This is a genomic window from Kamptonema sp. UHCC 0994, from assembly GCF_029167235.1.
GTDB lineage: Bacteria > Cyanobacteriota > Cyanobacteriia > Cyanobacteriales > Microcoleaceae > Kamptonema.
This window is the reverse complement of record NZ_JARFTR010000309.1, coordinates 1-19,210: the sequence shown is the minus strand read 5'-3', so window position 1 is coordinate 19,210 and position 19,210 is coordinate 1. Positions and strand designations below refer to the sequence as shown.

General features: G+C 42.9%; 13 protein-coding genes. 6 read left to right on the top strand and 7 right to left on the bottom strand.

Features of this window, described 5'->3' with window-relative positions:
* From PY364_RS28475 to PY364_RS28465, 3 genes are all read left to right on the top strand, one after another.
* The coding region (locus tag PY364_RS28475) for a DUF2079 domain-containing protein (RefSeq protein ID WP_343279145.1) at positions 1 to 1,508 on the top strand (1,508 nt) is incomplete at its 5' end.
* A gap of 446 nt (positions 1,509 to 1,954) precedes the next feature.
* A complete protein-coding gene (locus PY364_RS28470) occupies positions 1,955 to 2,905 on the top strand; it encodes a glycosyltransferase family 2 protein (RefSeq protein ID WP_275571069.1) in 951 nt (316 codons plus the stop codon).
* A gap of 45 nt (positions 2,906 to 2,950) precedes the next feature.
* A complete protein-coding gene (locus PY364_RS28465; RefSeq protein ID WP_343279143.1) occupies positions 2,951 to 3,691 on the top strand; it encodes a glutathione S-transferase family protein in 741 nt (246 codons plus the stop codon).
* Between the two features lie 162 nt (positions 3,692 to 3,853).
* Here PY364_RS28465 and PY364_RS28460 read toward each other — a convergent pair whose 3' ends face one another.
* Entirely contained in the window at positions 3,854 to 7,099 is a 3,246-nt protein-coding gene (locus PY364_RS28460) for a serine/threonine-protein kinase (RefSeq protein WP_275571068.1), read from the bottom strand.
* Positions 7,100 to 7,529: 430 nt separating this feature from the next.
* On the opposite strand from PY364_RS28460, the gene PY364_RS28455 reads away from it, so the two are divergent.
* The 3 genes from PY364_RS28455 to PY364_RS28445 all read left to right on the top strand — a co-directional run bounded on the left by PY364_RS28455 (position 7,530) and on the right by PY364_RS28445 (position 14,077).
* Positions 7,530 to 7,856, top strand: coding sequence for a hypothetical protein (locus tag PY364_RS28455; protein ID WP_275571067.1), 327 nt, complete (start codon positions 7,530 to 7,532; stop codon positions 7,854 to 7,856).
* Positions 7,857 to 8,329: 473 nt separating this feature from the next.
* Positions 8,330 to 11,677, top strand: coding sequence for a PAS domain S-box protein (locus tag PY364_RS28450; protein ID WP_275571066.1), 3,348 nt, complete (start codon positions 8,330 to 8,332; stop codon positions 11,675 to 11,677).
* 99 nt (positions 11,678 to 11,776) lie between these two features.
* Positions 11,777 to 14,077 carry an FUSC family protein gene (locus PY364_RS28445; RefSeq protein WP_275571065.1) on the top strand — a complete coding sequence of 767 codons (2,301 nt, stop codon included), beginning with the start codon at positions 11,777 to 11,779 and terminating at the stop codon, positions 14,075 to 14,077.
* 208 nt (positions 14,078 to 14,285) lie between these two features.
* On the opposite strand, the gene PY364_RS28440 is transcribed toward PY364_RS28445, so the two are convergent.
* From PY364_RS28440 to PY364_RS28415, 6 genes are all read right to left on the bottom strand, one after another.
* Entirely contained in the window at positions 14,286 to 15,500 is a 1,215-nt protein-coding gene (locus PY364_RS28440; RefSeq protein ID WP_275571064.1) for a glutathione S-transferase family protein, read from the bottom strand.
* A 262-nt stretch (positions 15,501 to 15,762) separates the two neighbouring features.
* A complete protein-coding gene (locus PY364_RS28435; protein WP_275571063.1) occupies positions 15,763 to 15,930 on the bottom strand; it encodes a ssl1498 family light-harvesting-like protein in 168 nt (55 codons plus the stop codon).
* A 71-nt stretch (positions 15,931 to 16,001) separates the two neighbouring features.
* On the bottom strand, positions 16,002 to 16,832 hold the full coding sequence (locus tag PY364_RS28430) for a thiazole synthase (RefSeq protein ID WP_275571062.1): 831 nt from the start codon (positions 16,830 to 16,832) through the stop codon (positions 16,002 to 16,004).
* Between the two features lie 17 nt (positions 16,833 to 16,849).
* Positions 16,850 to 17,344, bottom strand: coding sequence for a hypothetical protein (locus tag PY364_RS28425; RefSeq protein ID WP_275571061.1), 495 nt, complete (start codon positions 17,342 to 17,344; stop codon positions 16,850 to 16,852).
* A gap of 8 nt (positions 17,345 to 17,352) precedes the next feature.
* Entirely contained in the window at positions 17,353 to 18,558 is a 1,206-nt protein-coding gene (locus PY364_RS28420) for an adenylate/guanylate cyclase domain-containing protein (protein ID WP_275571060.1), read from the bottom strand.
* Positions 18,559 to 18,579: 21 nt separating this feature from the next.
* Positions 18,580 to 19,122 carry a peroxidase-related enzyme gene (locus PY364_RS28415; RefSeq protein ID WP_275571059.1) on the bottom strand — a complete coding sequence of 181 codons (543 nt, stop codon included), beginning with the start codon at positions 19,120 to 19,122 and terminating at the stop codon, positions 18,580 to 18,582.
* Positions 19,123 to 19,210: the final 88 nt, after the last annotated feature.

Genomic DNA, 19,210 nt, shown 5'->3' with positions numbered 1-19,210 from the left:
CGGTGAAGATACCGCCCAGAGGGCGGCGTTACAAGAATTTTATTACTCTGGCAATTATTAGAAAAATGCTGATTTTTAAACATATTAAATCCTTTCCTATCGTTTGGATAATTAGTATAACTGCAATCATTTTTATGATTTGTAGCAGTGTACGTCACGCCCTATTTCAATCAACAGCTTTTGAAATGGGAATTTATGACCAAGTTGCTTATTTAATTAGCCAGGGACAAACACCATTTTCCTCATTTCTAGGCATTCATCATCTGGGAAATCATGCAGCTTTGGCAATGTATCCCTTGGGTTTACTTTACAAAATCTACCCGTCAGTCTATTGGTTATTATTAGTACAAGCAGTATCTTTAGCATTAGGCGCATGGCCTACTTGGAGTTTAGCACGTCAGGCTGGATTAAATGAAGCTAAAGCCGTAGCTATGGCAGCAATCTATTTATTTTATCCCGTAGTTTTTAACATTAATTTATTTGATTTTCATCCAGAAGTGATGGCAATTCCAGCACTTTTGGCAGCAATTTTAGCAGCTAAATTAGATCAACCTGTAAGGTTTACTCTTGCAATTCTTTGGGTTTTAGCCTGTAAAGATGCTTTATCCTTAACTGTAGCAGCAATGGGAATTTGGCTATTTTTCTTTGAAAAGAAGCGGTTATGCGGTGCAATTGCACTTGGTTTAGGTGTAGGTTGGTTTGTAATTGTCACTCAAGGAATTATCCCACATTTTAAAGGTGGAAAAGGGCCCGGAGGAGTTGGACGCTATAGCTATTTAGGAAACTCAGTATTTGAAATTGCTGTGAATATTATACTCAAACCTGGACTTGTCTTAGGACGGGTTTTCTCTTGGGATACTTTGCAATACCTGGGTTTGTTATTATTGCCAGTAATTTTGTGGCTTTCTCCCCGTCATCTCACGCCTTTAATAAGTGCTATACCCGTATTACTAACAAATATTCTATCTGATATTGATGCTCAACGGGATTTAATTCACCAATATTCTCTCCCTTTGTTACCCTTTCTCTTAGTCGCTGTAATTGCAACATTAGCAGAAAGGGAGAAAACTGGGGAAAAATTACCAATTACCAATTACCAATTACCAATTACCAATTACCAATTACCCAAAATAATAATTATTTGGTCATTAGTAACTTTTTTAGCACTAGCGAAGTACGGTTATTTCTGGACAATTTATCTAGATTCTCTCGATACATGGCAAGCAACACGAAATTCAATCGCCCTTGTTCAAACTAAGGGTAGCGTTTTAACTACCGCTTATATTGCCCCTCATTTATCCCATCGTCCAATTATAAAGTTAACCAATGCTTCTGTACCCCCTAATAATTTAACTGACTTTGATTATGTGCTGTTAAGTCTCCGCCATCCAGGATGGAATAGTAATAAAGAATTTGCGGCTAACTTAGTCAGTCAACTTAAAAATAATCCTCAGTTTCAACTCAATTATCAACAGGATGACGTTTATTTATTCAATCAAAAATACTAACGCTTAAGTAGCTGAAGAAAAATAAACGATGTCATTGCGAGCGGAGCGAAGCAATCTCAAGGCCTTGAGATTGCTTCGGGATTAGTTTGCTTCGCTTCGCTCGCAACACCCTCAGATTGCTTCGGAAGCCTCAGATTGCTTCAGATTGCTTCAGATTGCTTCAGATTGCTTCGTACCTCGCAACGCTTCGCGCCTCGCAACGCTTCGCGCCTCGCAACGCTTCGCGCCTCAGATTGCTTCGGGCTTGCTTCAGATTGCTTCGTTCCTCGCAACGCTTCGCGCCTCAGATTGCTTCGGGCTTGCTTCGTACCCTCGCAACTGCGCTTCGCTTGGCTCGCAACTGCGCTTCGCTTGACGCGCTTCGCTTGGCTCGCAACTGCGCTTCGCTTGACGCGCTGCGCTTGGCTCGCAATGACAGATCGTAAGTAATTTGCAGGAGATGAATCATGTTCCCTAAATATTCCTTTGTAATTCCTATTTATAATGAGGAGGAAAGCCTCGCTGAATTGTATCGGCGGATCGGTGCAGTCATGGAGCGAATGGATGGGTCAGTTGAGTTAATTTTAATCAATGACGGTAGCCGCGATCGCTCTTTACAAATAATCCGCGAACTTCATCAAAAAGACTCGCGAATTTGTTATCTAAGTTTCGCTCGTAACTTCGGCCACCAGATAGCTGTCACGGCTGGCGTAAATTTTGCACGCGGTCAAGTTGTCGTAATTCTTGATGGCGATTTACAAGACCCGCCAGAGTTAATTTTAGATATGGTAGAACAGTGGCGACTCGGTTATCAAGTTGTTTACGCTCAAAGGACTCAACGTCGCCAAGAAAGCTGGTTAAAACGAATGCCTGCTTATCTATATTATCGTATTTTGCGGCATCTAGCAGATGTCGATATTCCGATCGATACGGGGGATTTTTGTTTGATGGATCGGTGTGTAGTTGATATACTAAATAAAATGCCTGAACGTAATCGTTATATTCGGGGACTACGAGCTTGGATTGGTTTTCGACAAACAGCAGTTAAATTCGATCGCGATCCTCGTTTTGCTGGCGATGTTAAGTATACTTTTGCGAAATCTCTAGGATTAGCTTTAAATGGTTTGGTATCTTTTTCTAAGGTTCCTCTCCGATTATCTACCTATGTGGGTTTATTTGCTGCTGTTGTTTCTATTATTATGGCTCTTTTGGTTTTATATTGGCGCATTTTTTATCCGCATTCTGTATTAACTGGTTTGGCCACTATTTTAATGGCTATTTTCTTTTTGGGTGCGGTACAGTTGGTCAGTATTGGCATTTTGGGCGAATATATAGGACGCATTTATGAGGAGGTGAAAGGTAGACCGCTTTACACTCTGGCAGAAGTGGCTGGTTTTGACAATAATCATCATTCGTGATAGCGTAGTATAGTAATTTGTCATAATGACATAAAGAATATTTCTTTGAAAACTTACGTAACGCCGCCCAGAGGGCGGTATCTTTACCGCCCAGAGGGCGGCGTTACGAATATCTATGCTAGTTGCTTTATAAATTCTTCCTTCTTCCTTCTTCCTTCTTCCTTCTTCTATATGCTACGATTGTACGAGTTTTCATCTTCTGGCAATTGCTACAAAATTCGCCTACTTTTGACACAGTTGGGAATTCCATTTGAACGCATTGAGGTTGATATTCTCAAAGGGGAAAGTCGCACTCTAGAATTTTTACTAAAAAATCCTAATGGTCGCATTCCTGTTTTAGAAATCGAACCGGGTAAATTTCTGCCGGAGTCAAATGCAATTATGTTTTACTTGAGTGAAGAAACTAATTTTTTCCCGACTGATAGGTTTGAACGTGCACAAGTGATGAAATGGTTATTTTTTGAACAATACAGTCACGAACCTTTTATCGCTACTTCTAGGTTTTGGATTTCGATTTTAAATAAAGCTGATGAATATCGAGAGGCACTTAATCAAAAACGCGAACCTGGTTATGCGGCGTTAGGTGTGATGGAAAGGCATTTGGAAAAGCATCAGTTTTTTGTAGGCGATCGCTACACTATTGCTGACATTGGTTTGTTTGCCTATACTCACGTCGCTGACGAAGGTGGATTCGATTTAGCAGGATTTCCTGCGATTCAAAATTGGATTGAACGAGTTAAAAATCAGCCTGGATATATCAGCATCAAAGAAGGGGCTAGGGGCTAGGGGCTAGGGGCTAGGGAAGAAGGGAAGAAGGGAAGAAGGGAAGAAGAAAGGGGGAGATGGGGAAGATTTTTCCCAGTTAGCAATTAGCAATTAGCAATCAGCAATTAGCAATTAGCAATCAGCAATTAGCAATTAGCAATTAGCAATTAGCAATTGATGTACTTATTGTAGTCCTAACTTCTGCAATAACATTTTCCTAGCTTCGATCGCAGGTTGAAAATCGGGCTTAATTTCAATTGCTTTATTATAGGCCGCGATCGCATCCTCATAGCGTCCCCACTGTTCCAATGCCCAAGCGCGATTGGCCCAAGCTAGGGGGTCATTTGAATTAATCGCGATCGCCTTATCAAAAGCTGCCAATGCTTCATCATAACGCTGTAGCTTAGTCAAAGCAATCCCTCTACTACCCCAGGATGGATAGTCATTGGGATTGATTTTCAGCGCTTTGTCAAAAGCTGCGATCGCATCTTCATATTTCTGCAACTGCATCAGCGCCTTACCTTGATCTCGCAAAGCTGGGTAAAAACTGGGGTTAAGATCGATCGCCTTTTGATAAGAAGCCAGCGCATTTTCATAACGCTGTAACCCATCGGACAACACGGAACCACGATTATGCCAAGGTAAATAGTATTTGGGACGAATTTCTACCGCCTTATCGTAAGCATTCAGCGCATCTTGAAACCGCTGCATAAAAAATAGTGTACTACCTTTGCCAATCCATGCTGGATAAAAATCTGACTTAATTTGAATGGCATTATCATAGGCGGCTAACGCCTCTGTATGGCGCTGCAATTTACCCAATACGCGGCCTTTATCTACCAATGCCTTCAGATTATCTGGTTTTTGTTTAAGCTGATTATTAAGTAAAGCGATCGCTTCTTTGTATGCGCCTCCTGCATCTTGAGTTCGCTGCAAATACCCCAATGCTAAGCCTTTATTTTCCCACGCTTGGGAGTCATCCGGGTTAGTCGCGATCGCCTTATCAAAAGCTACCAAAGCATCATCATACTTACCCAAACCAATCAGCGCCACGCCTCTACCATTCAAACCCTTAGCATCTGTTGGCGCGATCGCGATCGCCTTTTCGTGGGCCTCCAATGCCTCAGTATAACGTTGTAATTTGTACAAAACTTGACCCTTCGTGTTCCAAGCTTGATAAAAATCTGGCTTGTATTGTAGCGCCTTATCATAAGTCACCAGCGCCGCCTCATAGCGTTCTAAACTAGATAGTGCGTCGCCTTGATATTTCAAAGCTTCGGGATCGTTTGGTTTAATAGCTATGGCGCGATCGCACGCCTGTACTGCTTCTTCCCCTTGTTCCGCCTCAATCAATCCATTACACTGATTCAACAAATACATAAATTGTAGAGATGGCCAGATAAATATGCCGCCTACAGTCAGCAAAGCGGCCAATATTGCCAGAGAAATTGGCAAATATTTTCGGCGCGATGTAGGGAGAGTAACTATCGCTGTCGTTAGGGGTAATTTAGCAGTAGCCGATTCTGCCTTTGTATCGGGAAAAACAGCTACTAAATCCTCTGTTTTACTTTGACTGGGATTGGTAATCCGCTGTTGTATTTCCGCATTTTCTTGTTCGGAATCAGAGTTGATTTCTTGCCTTTCTCTCGCAGGTGATAACGCACCATTCCTAGTGGCTTCTGGATCGAAAAAATCCCCATCTTCTAACTCGAAATATGGATGACTTTCTAACTCTCCTACCATCTTAGAAATGCTGTGAACGTTCCGCAAATCATTAAGAACTTCATCTACAGATTCATAGCGCGAACGAAAATAACTGAGCAACATCTTATCTAAAATTGCCCCTAAATTCTCACTAACTTGAGCTTGGGTTGGCGAAGCCTGCCGTAGGCATCGCCAATTTACCTCCCCGGTATTCGGATCTTGACCTAATTCTGCTGGAAATACCCCTGTTAAAGCATGAATCGCCGTCATCCCCAAAGCATAAATATCACTATTAGGGCGTGGATTTCCAGCTTGCTGTTCCTTCGGCATATATCCAGGTGTACCGATCACATTTGTAATACTTAATTGCCCCTGATAATTAACCACCAAAGTGCTAATTTGCTTAACCGAACCAAAATCAGTTAACATCACCCGACCATCGGAGGAACGCCTAATTAAATTATCAGGCTTAATGTCGCAGTGAATAGTTTGTTCGTGAGCAAAAGCTAGGGTTAATAAAACATCTTGTAAAAGTGCAACTATCTGCTCTTCATTAAATCGATTACGGGCAATTTCTTTGCTAATTTCTTCCCCTTCTATAAATTCCCACACCAAATAAAACTCTTGATTTTCTTCAAACTCACCCAACATTTCTGGAATCAATTCATGCTTACCCAAACTATACATAACTTGGGCTTCAGTTTCAAATATTCTTCTCGCTTCTCGTAAAATTAAAGGATGATTTGCTTGCAGTTTCAGTTGCTTAACAACACAACGAGCATTATCAGTTCGTCGCTGATCGAGAGCCAGATAAGTTTGACCAAATCTGCCTTCTCCCAACAAACTAATAATTTTATAGCGCTTATCTAATATTTGTCCAATTCTGTGCAGTCCCCGAAGTTCATTGACTACAACCCGCAGATCGTCTAAAACCTCCGTTGCTGACTGGTAGCGATCGCGATATTGCGACCTGACCATTTTATCTAAAATATCTGCTAGCTGTTCGTTTACTTCTACCACATTCCGCCAGACCACTTCATCCGTTTGGGAATCTCGCGGCAATCTCAGAGGAACTACCCCAGTTATCGCTTGAATAGCAGTCATCCCCAAGGCATAAAGATCGCTATTAAAACGCGGTCTTCCACCTAAATGTTCAATCGGCATATACCCCGGCGTACCGATGACAGAACCACTCGTTTGCCCCGACGTATTAATTACTAAAGTTTCTATTTCTTTAACCGCGCCAAAGTCAATTAAAACAATTTTATGGTCAGACTTGCGCCTAATTAAATTAGATGGTTTAATATCACGATGGATCACATTTTGCTGATGGATGTACTCTAAAACTTCTAGAACATCCACCAACATTGTTACTACATCGCTTTCGTTCCACCGCTTACCGTCAGTAATTTCTCGGCTCAAATCTTGACCGTCAACAAAATCCTGAACTAAGTAAAATTCTTGATTTTCCTCAAAATGAGCTAAAAGTTTCGGGATTTGATCGTGATCGCCCAACTTTTCTAGAGTTGAAGCTTCTAGTTCAAATCTCCGTCGCGCTTCGTCCAAAATTGCCGGATTAGTCGTATTTGGCTGGAGTTGTTTAACAACGTACAAGCTACCTTGAGAATCCTGCTCATCTTCGGCACAGTAAGTCCTACCAAACGCCCCTCTCTTGAGGTCTTGAATGATTTTATAGCGTCCCTTTAATGTTTGTCCTTCTTTCATGGTTTTTTTATTGGCAGGGTTAAGTGAACGATTTGTAAAAGCTGAAATTTATCATAACTAGCCTGAAAACTCAGTGCTTAAATGCCAGAGAGTGTCAATTACAATATAAGTTGCATCCATAAATCCTGCTATCAGGTTTTTTTGACAGAAAAACGCAACTTAATATCAAACAGCCTGACCTAACGGCGATCGCAAACTAGATCGTAATGCCTAAGCAGAAGCGATCGCCACACAAGTACCTAATTTTTGCCAGTAAATAAATAGTGCTCGTAGCTAGCCTTAAGCCAAATGGCTCAGCCATAGAGAAAGCACCCTGTTTGAGGAAATATTTTGTCTGCCTTACCCTGAGCCTGGTACACTTTGGAAATCCACAAGTTCTCAGGCTATAAAAATATTACTTTAGAATCAACAAGGAATTAAAATCAGCACAATGGCCTATTTAGAATTTGAGGATGCCGAAGGGTATCTGGCTTTCCTCAGAGCAAAAGAGATTAGTGAAACGCACGTAGATATACATTGGGTCATAGGCCCACGTGACGAACGGGGAGCCGCCCTGATTACAGCTTATATTGTACTTAGCCAGCAGGTACTAGGTCACGTAGTTCACTTTAAGGAACTGGTTTCAGAGATTACCACTAGCTGCCCCCTAGAGGAAAGACAAGTGGCGATGGAGAACGTGCAGCATAATCTCAAGGACTCTCAGTATCGACTTCAAGAGATGGGATTCAAAGTTCACGCCGGCATCTGGAAAGTATAGCAAATAAGTAGGTAGGCGAAAATCAACAACTATGTAAACACATATTAAGCAGCTAGAACCTTATTCCCTTCTAGATAACTGAATCTTTATGCCCTCTGCCTTCTACCCTCTAGTTTTTCCCCTAGTTTGGTTTATGTAAAGGAAAAATTTGTTAGTTTTGAATTTTGAATTATAAAAAAATACCCTGAAAACCCTGCGACTTTAGTCCAGGGATGAAAGAGATGAGCAGGATAAATCCGGCCTACCCGTCTTGACAAACCAGTTTTGGTTTGTTAGTTTAAGGAAACTTAGTTGGTGAAAAACCCGACAGTGCAAGCCTTTGGGCAAAAAAAGTAGCCATAGACTCAGTTAAGAGCGAGTGGGTAGCGGGTATCTGACTTACCCCTTAAGAACCGAAATTTGGGCGGATCTGTCCCCCAAAGTTTGTCCTTAAGAATCCCCGCGTATTTAAACCGGGGAGTGTCAATTATTCCATGATGCCGCTAAAATATCTGATCGCCCAGATTATAAAAGTGTCAGGAAAAGTGCCACTTGGCACTGTCCTAGTAGTACCCTTCGCACTCCAGACTTTTGCGGCAGTAGCACTGACAGGGTGGCTCTCACTGCGGAATGGACAAAAGGCTGTCAATGACGTGGCGATGCAACTTCGCAGTGAAGTAACTGCCCGTATCCAGCAACATCTTTACAGTTACGTAGAGACACCCCATACTATCAATCAAATCAACATTAATGCCCTCCGCCTTGGCCTTTTAGATTTACACGACTCCGAAGGCATCAAGCGCTACCTCTATACACAAATCCAAAGTTTCGATACTATTGGCTACATTCAATTTTCCTCAGAAGAAAAAGAGTTTATCGGGGTCGAACGCCTTGATAATGGCAAATTCCAAATAGCAGTTTGCGACCAATCCACTAACTACAATTTTCATAGCTATGCTATTGATAGCTCAGGTAACGTTTCCAAGCTATTAAAAGTTACCCCTAACTATGACCCCCGACATCGCCCCTGGTACGCAGCCGCTGTTAACGCTGGCAAAGCTAGATGGAGCAAAATTTACACATATATTGACTTTCCCAAACTTGGTATTACTGCTGCCAGACCAGTTTATGGTAATCAAGGGGAACTTTTGGGTGTAATCGGTGCTGACCTGGTACTCTCCCAAATTAATCAATTTCTACGAAGTCTAAAAATCGGTCGCTCAGGACAGACTTTTATCATCGAACGCTCTGGAGAGCTGGTTGCAAATTCCACCGCTGAACCGCCTTTTTTTGGTCGTAATAATGACCCTAAACGACTGTCAGCAATAGGTAGTCGGAATCCGCTGATTCGCACGACAGCGCAGCATTTACTTGAAAGGTTTGAGGATTTTAATAAAATTAATAGTAGTCAACAGTCGGATTTCATCCTAAAGGGAAATCGCCAATTCGTTCAGGTGACACCGCTTTCTGACGGTAGAGGTCTTGATTGGTTGATTGTGGTTGTTGTCCCGGAAGCAGATTTCATGGATGAAATTAATGCCAACACTCGTACTACTATCTTGCTCTGTTTGGGTGCCCTGGTGGTGGCGACGGTACTGGGAATTCTTACTTCTAAATGGATTGTCGGGCCGATTGAGCGTTTAAGCAAGGCTGCGGAGGCTTTTTCGCAGGGAGAATGGAATCAGCAGTTACAAATAAATCGCTCATTGGAGTTGGGTATTTTGGCTCGGTCTTTTAATAGTATGGCTGGTCAGTTGCAAGAGTCTTTCGCTACTTTGGAATATCGGGTAGCTACTGCTACGGAGGAACTTCAGGAAGCTCTGGTTTCCTTGAGCGCGATCGTTGATAATTTGGCTGATGGTTTGTTAGTAATTGACCAAAATGGAAAGATTGTGCGCTTTAATCCAGCTCTTTTAGTTCTATTTGATTTGACCGAAATTAATCTTAATGGTGAAGAGTGGGAGAAGGTGTTTGGGAGCGAAGTAGCTCGATTGGTCGAGCAGATTAATAATTGTCCGACAGATGTTTTTGTCGGGGAAATTTGTTTGGTTGGAAATCGGATCGGCAAGGCGGTGGCAACGGCTATTTTAAAACAAGAGGATGGCGTGCAGACCTCTCTAATTCGCTCTCAGGTAAGCCTTGATGCTAGCATTGCTGCACAGAATCAAAAACCAATTCATCCCACTTCAAACGCCCTTCCATCTCCCGAATTACCAAAGGCTATTTATTTAGGAACTGTGATTCTAATTCGAGATATTACTGCTGAGAAAGAGGCGGAAACGGAAAAGATGGGGTTGATAGCTTCTCTGCAAAACTCCCAGAAAAAATTAGCACTACATTTTCAGCAAACGCCGCTAGGTGTCATTGAATGGAAGGTTGATTTTGAGGTGTCTGAATGGAATCCAGGGGCGGAACAAATTTTTGGATATAGCCGCGAAGAAGCTTTAGGGCGCAATGGTATAGAGCTTTTAATTCCTAACACAGATTTAAGTTATATAAGTCAGCTTTGGGAAGAGTTATCTACAAATCGGGGAGGGAGGCGCAGCACTAATGAGAATTTAAGGAAAGATGGTAAGATTATTTTATGCGAGTGGTACAATACGACTTTGATTGATGATGATGGTAATGTTGTGGGGGTAGCATCTTTAGTTCAGGATGTCACAGAACTACACCGCATAGTCGGAGAGTTACGAGCTTCTGAGGAACGTTTTCGCCAGATGGCAGAAAATATTCATGAGGTGTTCTGGATGATTGACCCCAATCAAAAACAAATACTTTATGTGAGTCCTGCTTGCGAGCAAATTTGGGGTTGTAGTCGTCAGAGTTTGTACGAAAATCCTCAATGTTTGGCAAGTGCAATTCATCCCGATGACCGCGAGCGCGTGATGGCTTTTATTGAGAAAAATACGGGAGTGGAGTACGATCAAGAATACCGGATTGTGCGTCCTGACGGTTCTATTTGCTGGATTCGCGATCGCGCTTTTCCTATACGCAATGAAGCGGGCGAAATTTACCGTGTTGTTGGTATTGCTGAGGATATTACTCAACGTAAACTTGCAGAAGAATTCCAAAAAGTTGCCCAATCTGCGGTTGCGGCTAATCAAGCAAAAAGTGCTTTTTTAGCAAATATGAGTCACGAATTACGTACTCCTCTTAATGCGATAATTGGTTACAGCGATCTCTTAAAAGAAGATGCTGAAGATTTGGGGGCTGAAGAATTTATCTCTGATTTGGATAGGATTCAGAGGGCTGGAAAACATCTGTTAGGCTTGATTAGTGATATTCTTGATATTTCTAAGATTGAAGCGGGCCGGATGGAACTTTACCTGGAAACTTTCAATCCTGTGGATTTGATTGATGAGGTAATTTCTACTGTAAAACCGCTCGTTATGAAAAATTCTAACAAGTTGGAGGTTTCTTTTGGCAGCAATTTGGGTGAGATGTATGCCGATGTTACTAAGACTCGACAAATATTACTTAATTTACTGAGTAATGCAGCTAAATTTACGAAAAATGGTACTATTATTATTACTATTAGTAATGATAAAAATGCTATTAGTGCAGGAGATTTTGATACAAATATGGAAGGTGAAAGAGATGATTTATCTTTCTTTTTGTTCCGAGTTGCTGATACGGGAATTGGGATGTCTGCTGAGCAATTGGAGCATTTATTTCAACCTTTTATGCAAGGGGATACGTCTACTACAAGGCAATATGGTGGTACGGGGTTGGGATTGGCAATTAGCCGCCACTTCTGCTTAATGATGGGTGGTGATATTGAAGTTGAGAGTAAGTTGGGCGCTGGGTCTATTTTTACTGTTAGGTTGCCAGTTAATTGTTAACAGTTAACAGTTAATTGTTATCGGACTTACGCAGTAAGTAAATCCATTCCCTATTTGAAAATAGTCTGGAGTATTGCACATTTAACACATAACCTATTAATGCCATCTATCCATCAAAAATCTCTAAATTGGCTGTTGCAGCAGTTTCAGCTCAAACCAGGTAAGCCTGACATCCTCTATGGCTTGCGTACCCTTTTGGTAGTGAGCGGGCCCATTGCAGTTGGCTTCATTACAGGTCATCCTGCTGCAAGTGCGATCGCAGTGATGGGAGCTATGTTTGTGGGCATGGTCGATACGGGTGGAGCCTATCGCCAAAAAGCAACTGTAATGCTCGCAGCAACTATTGGCGTTACTGTCGCCTTGCTAATGGCGAATCTGGTTAGTAGCACCCTGTGGCTAGCAATTCCAATGACGTTTTTGGTGATGTTCATCGCTGGCTTAGCTGGTCTGTTTGGTACGACGGCCGCGACGGTTAGCCTGGTGACATCAATTATGTTTATCGTCTCGCTAGCAAAATTCGCTTCGTTCCCAGATTTGTCTACTGTTCTTTTACAATGCGGGCTGTGCCTAGCTGGTGGTATCTGGGCGATGGTGTTATCTCTAGGATTGTGGGTGCTACGTCCTTATACACCTGTCATCAAGGCAGCCAGCAGTTGTTATGCCACATTGAGCAAATTTTTGCGAACGGCAAGCGAGATACCCTTAACTCTGGAGAAGCGTCAGAAGTGGGCAGAGCAATTCTTACAAGCTCAAGACAGCGTAATACAGGATTTGACCTCTGCCCGGAGTGTTTGGGGTGCTGTGTGGATGGGCCGAGAAAGTGCTGATTTGCGCGGCAATCAGTTGCTCGTCTTAATTGAGGATGTCAACCAAATTACCAATTCAATTGTAGCATTGGTGGAACTGTTAGCGATCGCCTCTTCTCGTCCCTTATTCCAGCAGTTACACAGAGAAATTCAGCAAGTGCTAGAAGCATCGGCAACGGCTCTGCAATTCTTATCAGAATCCCTCGCTAAAGAAAAGAACTTTGTTCGCTTGGGAGATATAGATCGGGCGATCGAGGCACTAGAATACCAATGGCAAGTCATACACTCTCAAGTCCTGAATCAGGCGAGTTTGGCTCACGCAGATGACTATGCTGACTTAGTAAGTATTGGCAAGATTGTAGCTAGTCTGAAAGCGCTAGCAGAACAAATTCATACCGATGCGGAAATTACCACAGATTTACAACGGGGAGAAAGACGCAGCATCGCCCAGCTAAACATTTATCCCCCGATACAGCCAAAGCGTTCTTCAATCATTGACACGCTGCGGAATAATCTCACATTTAATTCTGTTATTTTTCGTCATGCTTTGCGGCTGGCGCTAATAGTAACGACTGCTGAAGTAGTAGCCATACTATTGCAAGTACCTACAGGCTATTGGGTAACACTCACTGCTGTAGTTGCCCTGAAGCCCAACTTTGGCGGTACTTCTCAGGCAACTGTACAACGGGTGATTGGAACCACATTAGGGGGCATCTTTGGCATTGTCCTGGTCATACTCATCCACAATCCAGTGGCGATATTAGTCTGTCTGCTGATACTCTTAGTTACTGCTATGTCAGTGCGATCGCTGAGCTACGGTATCTTTATCACCCTTCTCACTCCCGTAGTCATATTGCTACTGAATGTGACGAGTAAAGGCGGCTGGGAAATTGGAGTATTACGCATTGTTGATAGCTTAATTGGAGGAATTTTAGCATTACTCGGTAGCTATTTGTTATTCCCCAGTTGGGAGCGATCGCAACTTCCGGCACAACTAACAACAACTATTCGATCTAATCTCGCGTACTTTCAACAAGTTGCCGCTAGCTATATCAACCCAGAACAAAAGTGCTCTACTGAAACTATCAGAAATCTGCGTCATCAAGCGGCATTAGAGAATGCGAATGCTGCTGCTGCGGCTCAAAGGTTATTCAGCGAACCCCGTCACGTTCGAGGAGAAGTAGAACCGATCGCGATGCTGATACTTTACATTCGTGCTTTTTTCAGCTCAGTCACAACCCTAGCAGAACATCAGCAGAAATTTAGCGGAGAGTACCAATTTGCAGATTTCCAAAGATTTACCGATGCCATTGTCCAAATTTTAGAGAATTTAGCAAATGCCTTGGAACAAGGACACCCACCTCTAGCTTTACCGAGGCTAGATATTTATCTCGAAGCAATTCACAACGATATTGAACAATTACATCTAACTAGGATATCAGAGTTGGCTACAAATCCAAGTTCTGTAACATCAACTAGGCAAGCTGTTCGAGAACAAACTCCTGTTTCCACACAACTAGATCGAATTGCCCATGAAATGAAATGTCTGCATTGTGCGATCGAGCGTTTGCAAGCATCTTTGGATGATAGTTAAACTAATTATAGCTAGGGGCTAGGGGCTAGGGAAGAAGGGAAGAAGGGAAGAAGGGAATAGAATCAACGGTTTCAGTAATTTATAATGTCCTAACCGAATTGGCAGTTGCTATATATAGCAACCTTCTTGGCAGTTAGGACGTTCTGAGTTCCTGAAACTAGCTGATTCTATAACGCCGATTCCGTCTGATTCCCATCGGCTTAGAATCCTATGCAAAATTAGCCGGATCTTGATCTCGCCGATGCTTCAGCAAAATCGGAGTACCTTGGTCATCACCCACCAAAGCCGCCGTTTCCTCCAAGGCTTCCCGCAATCGCTTGGCGGCGTAAATCGACATATCGCGGGGCACACTCACGCGATCGCGCAAATAGCGTAAAGCCGCATCTGAACCAGCCGGCGGCGTACAAACTTCGCCTGTCATCATCAAAGTTAAAGCACAGCGCAAAGCTTCATCAAATAAATTGTCGTCCGTAGGGTTGACGCGAATGATGTTGCGGTGGTGCTTAATGACGCGATGGAGTGCTTCAGCGCGGGAGGTTTCCGGTTCTGGGTACATCACATCCGGGAGTCCAGCCCAAGGCCCATTATCGACGCGGGCTTTGTTGAGTAGCATTTGCGGTTCCCCGTTTTCAAAACAGCCGCCCATTTGAGGGGGTAAATCGTGGACGTGGGTGTGGAAGTCGCTTTGAGTACCGCGATAGGTGGGGCGGCTTTCCATCGCTGCAAACCAGTCCGCAAAGCGCGGGTTTTCTTCGCGCATCGAGTAGCCTTTGTAGTAGTAAAGACTGGCATTCATGCGTTCGACGTAGGGCGTAAAGATGACATCCGCAGTCCCAAACTCTTCCAGGAAATAAGGCCCAGGGGTGCTAGCCAGGGCTGCTTCCACTTGGGCAACGACACTGATAAATTGGTTGCGGTTGTGCTGTTCTACTGTGGCTGAACTGACTGGGTAGCACAGCCAAGAGCACCAAGCTCTAAACAGCAATCGCTCTAACCGCCGCAGGGGAATGACTGTGGGGTTTTCCATACCCAAACCCAAGGGGCCATAGACTCGTTCAAGGGCGATTAAGATGTCATCGCTTTCGGTGATGATGCGGCCGTCTAGTTCGATGGCGGGTAGCATTCCCGATGGCACTTTCCGCTTGTACCAGCTTTCTTTTTCCCCGTAGCAGAACATAGTGACTTTTTCAATACGATAGGGGATTTGTTTTTCTTCCAGCCACAACCAGATTTTTTGGCAATAGGGACACCAGGCGTGGTTGTCGCGGTAGAGGGTGACACGCACATCAGCTTCGGTTTGTCCGAATAGGCGCAAGCGGGATTGAGGGTTGGTTGGCCCGTTGACGCGATCGATTTGAAAATCTGTGAGTGACTCTAATTCTGTCCAGCTTAGGGGAGTTGCGATCGTTGCGGTGGATGTCATGGGTAAATTAGTGCTGATGATGCTTCCCCAAAATATAGACCAATATACAACTGATATGGCTAAAATCCAGAGAACGCAAAGCTACAGCCTTTTTCTTTGACCAAAGTGACAAACTAGGGATATAGCAACCGCCAAGGCGGTTAGGTCTAATTCTTTCGTTTTAATGAAACACAAAAACCATGATTCCGTCTGTTCGGAAACATGGTTTTTTAAGGGATTATTTAAAATTGCGCTCCTCAAAAGTCTTAACTATTATCTTAAGTTAGACAGTGGAGGCAACGAAGATTAGAACGCCTACTAGAACTGCGCCTGCGATCGCTTGAATGATATAGTTCCGCAGTTGACTCTGGTTCGGAGCCTCAGCTTGGTACATCTTCGGCTCTTTCGCAAAGTTGTTCAGCCGTCCACCTTCTTCTTCGATATAGGGCATGAGTAAAAATCCTTAGTTCTTGATATCCCTCAACTTTAACAAAAATGTGTACAGCAGAGGGATTTTTTCGCTTACTTAGAGGCGATTGTACCAGTGAGGGGGGAAGAGGCGATCGCATAATCTTTAACTGGCATCCTACCCGCCAAGTAGGCCAAACGCCCTGCTTCTGCGGCCATTCCCATCGCTTTCGCCATTGCGGGGGCATTTTTTGCTAATGCGATCGCAGAATTAATCAGCAACGCCTGAGCCCCCATCTCCATCGCTAAAGCCGCCTCGCTCGGTGCTCCAATTCCCGCATCTACTACCACAGGAACCTTCACTGTGTCAATAATTATCTGAATATTCGCAGCATTTTTTATCCCCTGTCCCGAACCAATTGGGGAACCCAAAGGCATCACCGTTACACAGCCAACTTCTTCTAAACGTTTTGCCAATAATGGGTCAGCATTAATGTATGGTAATACCGCAAAACCTTCTTTTACCAATTGCTCTGCTGCTTCTAGCGTACCAATCGGATCTGGCAGCAGATATTTAGCATCGGGAATCACTTCTAGTTTAACAAAATTATTGTCTTCTTGACCTAGAAGTTTCGCCATTTCTCGTCCTAGTCGCGCCACCCGAATTGCATCTTCAGCAGTTTGACAGCCTGCCGTATTTGGCAACATCCAAATTTTAGTCCAATCTAATGCCTCTGCCAACCCTTCATGTCCAGGTGCTTTAGTTTGTACCCGCCGCACTGCTACGGTGACAATTTCACAACCAGAAGCAGCGATACTTTGCTGCATTTCCTCAATACTGCGATATTTGCCAGTACCCGTCATTAAGCGAGATTTGAAAGTTTTGCCTGCAATAATCAGGGGCTTGTCAAGGGTTTGTGTGACGGCTTTCTCTAATGTTTGCATTTGTCTATTTCCTCTTTTTAAACTGGTGAACCTGTGCTAACAGATTCTTGTACATCACCAAAAATAGCGTACTCGATCGCCTGCTCCCATTGTTTTCTACCACCGAGCATTTTTTCAAGCTGCCATCCTTGTTTTCTAGATTTACTAATTCCTTCTTGGACTCTATTTTTTAGACTTTTTGACTCTTCAGTTAACTCCTTAAACTCCCAGACTTCTCCATCAATATTAGCATCAGGGGTCTTTACCCCCTCTGCTGCTCGTTCGCTCAAGAGTATAACCCTCTTCCCCATTTTAGCCAAAATTTCAGCAACAAATCTTTCCGAATCATTAAGATTGTGTTCGGAGTGAACCAGCACAAACCCCCCAGCGCCCTCATCAAAGTAATACCGCTGATATTCTGATTCTGCATTATAGTAGCTCCACCTAATTAAACATGAGATCGGGATGGCTTCCAAGCTGACTGTATAAACATTCTTCCTTCTTCCTTCTTCCTTCTTCCTTCTACTTACCAATTACCAAATTATTTAAGATTGCGAATCAAATACATATCAAGTTCCCCTTTGTTTTTAGCAGAAATCTTACCTCGATATTCGCATTCACAAAAATCTTTAACTAACTCAAACGTTGCACTAGAAATATTGATATTTCCCGGTATCCCCGAAGATTCCATTCTAGAAGCAGTATTAACCGTATCTCCCCAGACATCATACGCAAACTTCTTATTACCAATTACCCCAGCCAATAAAGGCCCTGAATGAATGCCAATACGGATTGACCAATAAGAAATATTTTGTTGAGACTTCTGCATTTTTCGTAACTCCATAAACTGTTGAATTTCTAAGGCCGCAAGCACGGCATCAAAAGCGTGATTTGGGTTCGGCTTTGGAATTCCTGCTGCACACATATAACTATCACCAATTGTCTTCAATTTTTCCAGAGAGTATTTATCCACCACGCGATCGAAATAAGAAAAACAATAGTCTAATTCATCAACTAACTCTCGCGGTGTCATTTTTTCAGATAACTGAGTAAAACCTTTAAAATCAGTAAATAAAACCGATACGCATTCATAATAAACTGGTTCCACTTTACCGTTATTTTTTAGTTCGTCGGCAATGTCAACTGGAAGCACATTTAATAATAGTTGGTCAGACTTACGCTTTTCTGCCTCAAGTTCAGAATATAGCCGATTGATCTCTTTAAATCGTTCTGCATTGCGGATAGCTGATGATAGTTGTAATGCCAAAAGATAGCCAATTCGTAAATCTTCTTGAGTATAAGCTCGTGGAGTAGTTGTAGCAAAGTTAATCGTCCCTAAAATCTTACCTTCACTTTCTAAAGGAATGATAATTTGGGAAGCATAGTCAGATAAAATAGAAGTAACACATCCTTCCTGAATTAATTGAGATTGACCTGTTTTGAAGGCTTTTTTTATAGGGCCACCGTCTGGGAGTTCAGCAATATCTACATTTATAGACTTACCAAATAAAGTGGTACAATTATGAGTGCTCAGTAGGCAAACACTACAGTGTTCAAAGTCTAGCAACCATTTGGCTTGCTTGCCTACTACTCGCAAAATTTGGCCGAGATCGAGAGTACGGTTAATTGCAGTAGCAATTTCATTAACTGCGGAAATACGGATCGAAAGCGCTTGAGCTTCTGCTAACAAGCGGCGGGCTGTTAACAGAAGTTCTTCTCTGTCTTGATCTTCTAGCCGCTCACCCATAATAAGGGTATAAAATATAGATTACAAAGCATCTATTTCAAGGGCAATGGCATCAGTATATCGGTTGACAAAGCTAAATAGATCCGCTGTGGCAATAATCTCAAAGATTTCGGCATCATCTAGTCCTAAATCCCGCAAATTTTGGTAATCAGCTTCTGTCATTTCCTGGGGCTTGGTAGCCGCTTGTAAGCCAAAGCTAATTAAGGCTTTATCGCGTTTTGGTAAAGGGCAATTAGCAAAGTCAGAAACCAGGGTTCGCAGGATTTCTTCGCTCATTCCTAAAGCTGATAGTCCGTGCAAGTGTACTTTGAGGGCGTACTGACTATTATTGGCTTGGGAAATAGCAATACCGACCATTTCTTTAAGTGTTCGGGGTAAGTCTCCTTGCAGGATTGTTGCCCGGAACTTTTTCCAATTTGCTTCTAAGATATCAGGGTTGATTGCCATCGACTTAAATAGGTTAGGTATAATCCCAAACCCCAATTCTGCCAATATTTCTTCGTAAACTCCCTTAGCTTTTGGATCGGTAAGTTGGTCATACTCTATGATTGGAAAGTGTGCCATTATCGTTGTAAGTGTTACTACAATTAATCTTGATTAGGACTTACAGCATTTCTTCTGTAACGCCGCCCTCTGGGCGGTCAAGAAACCG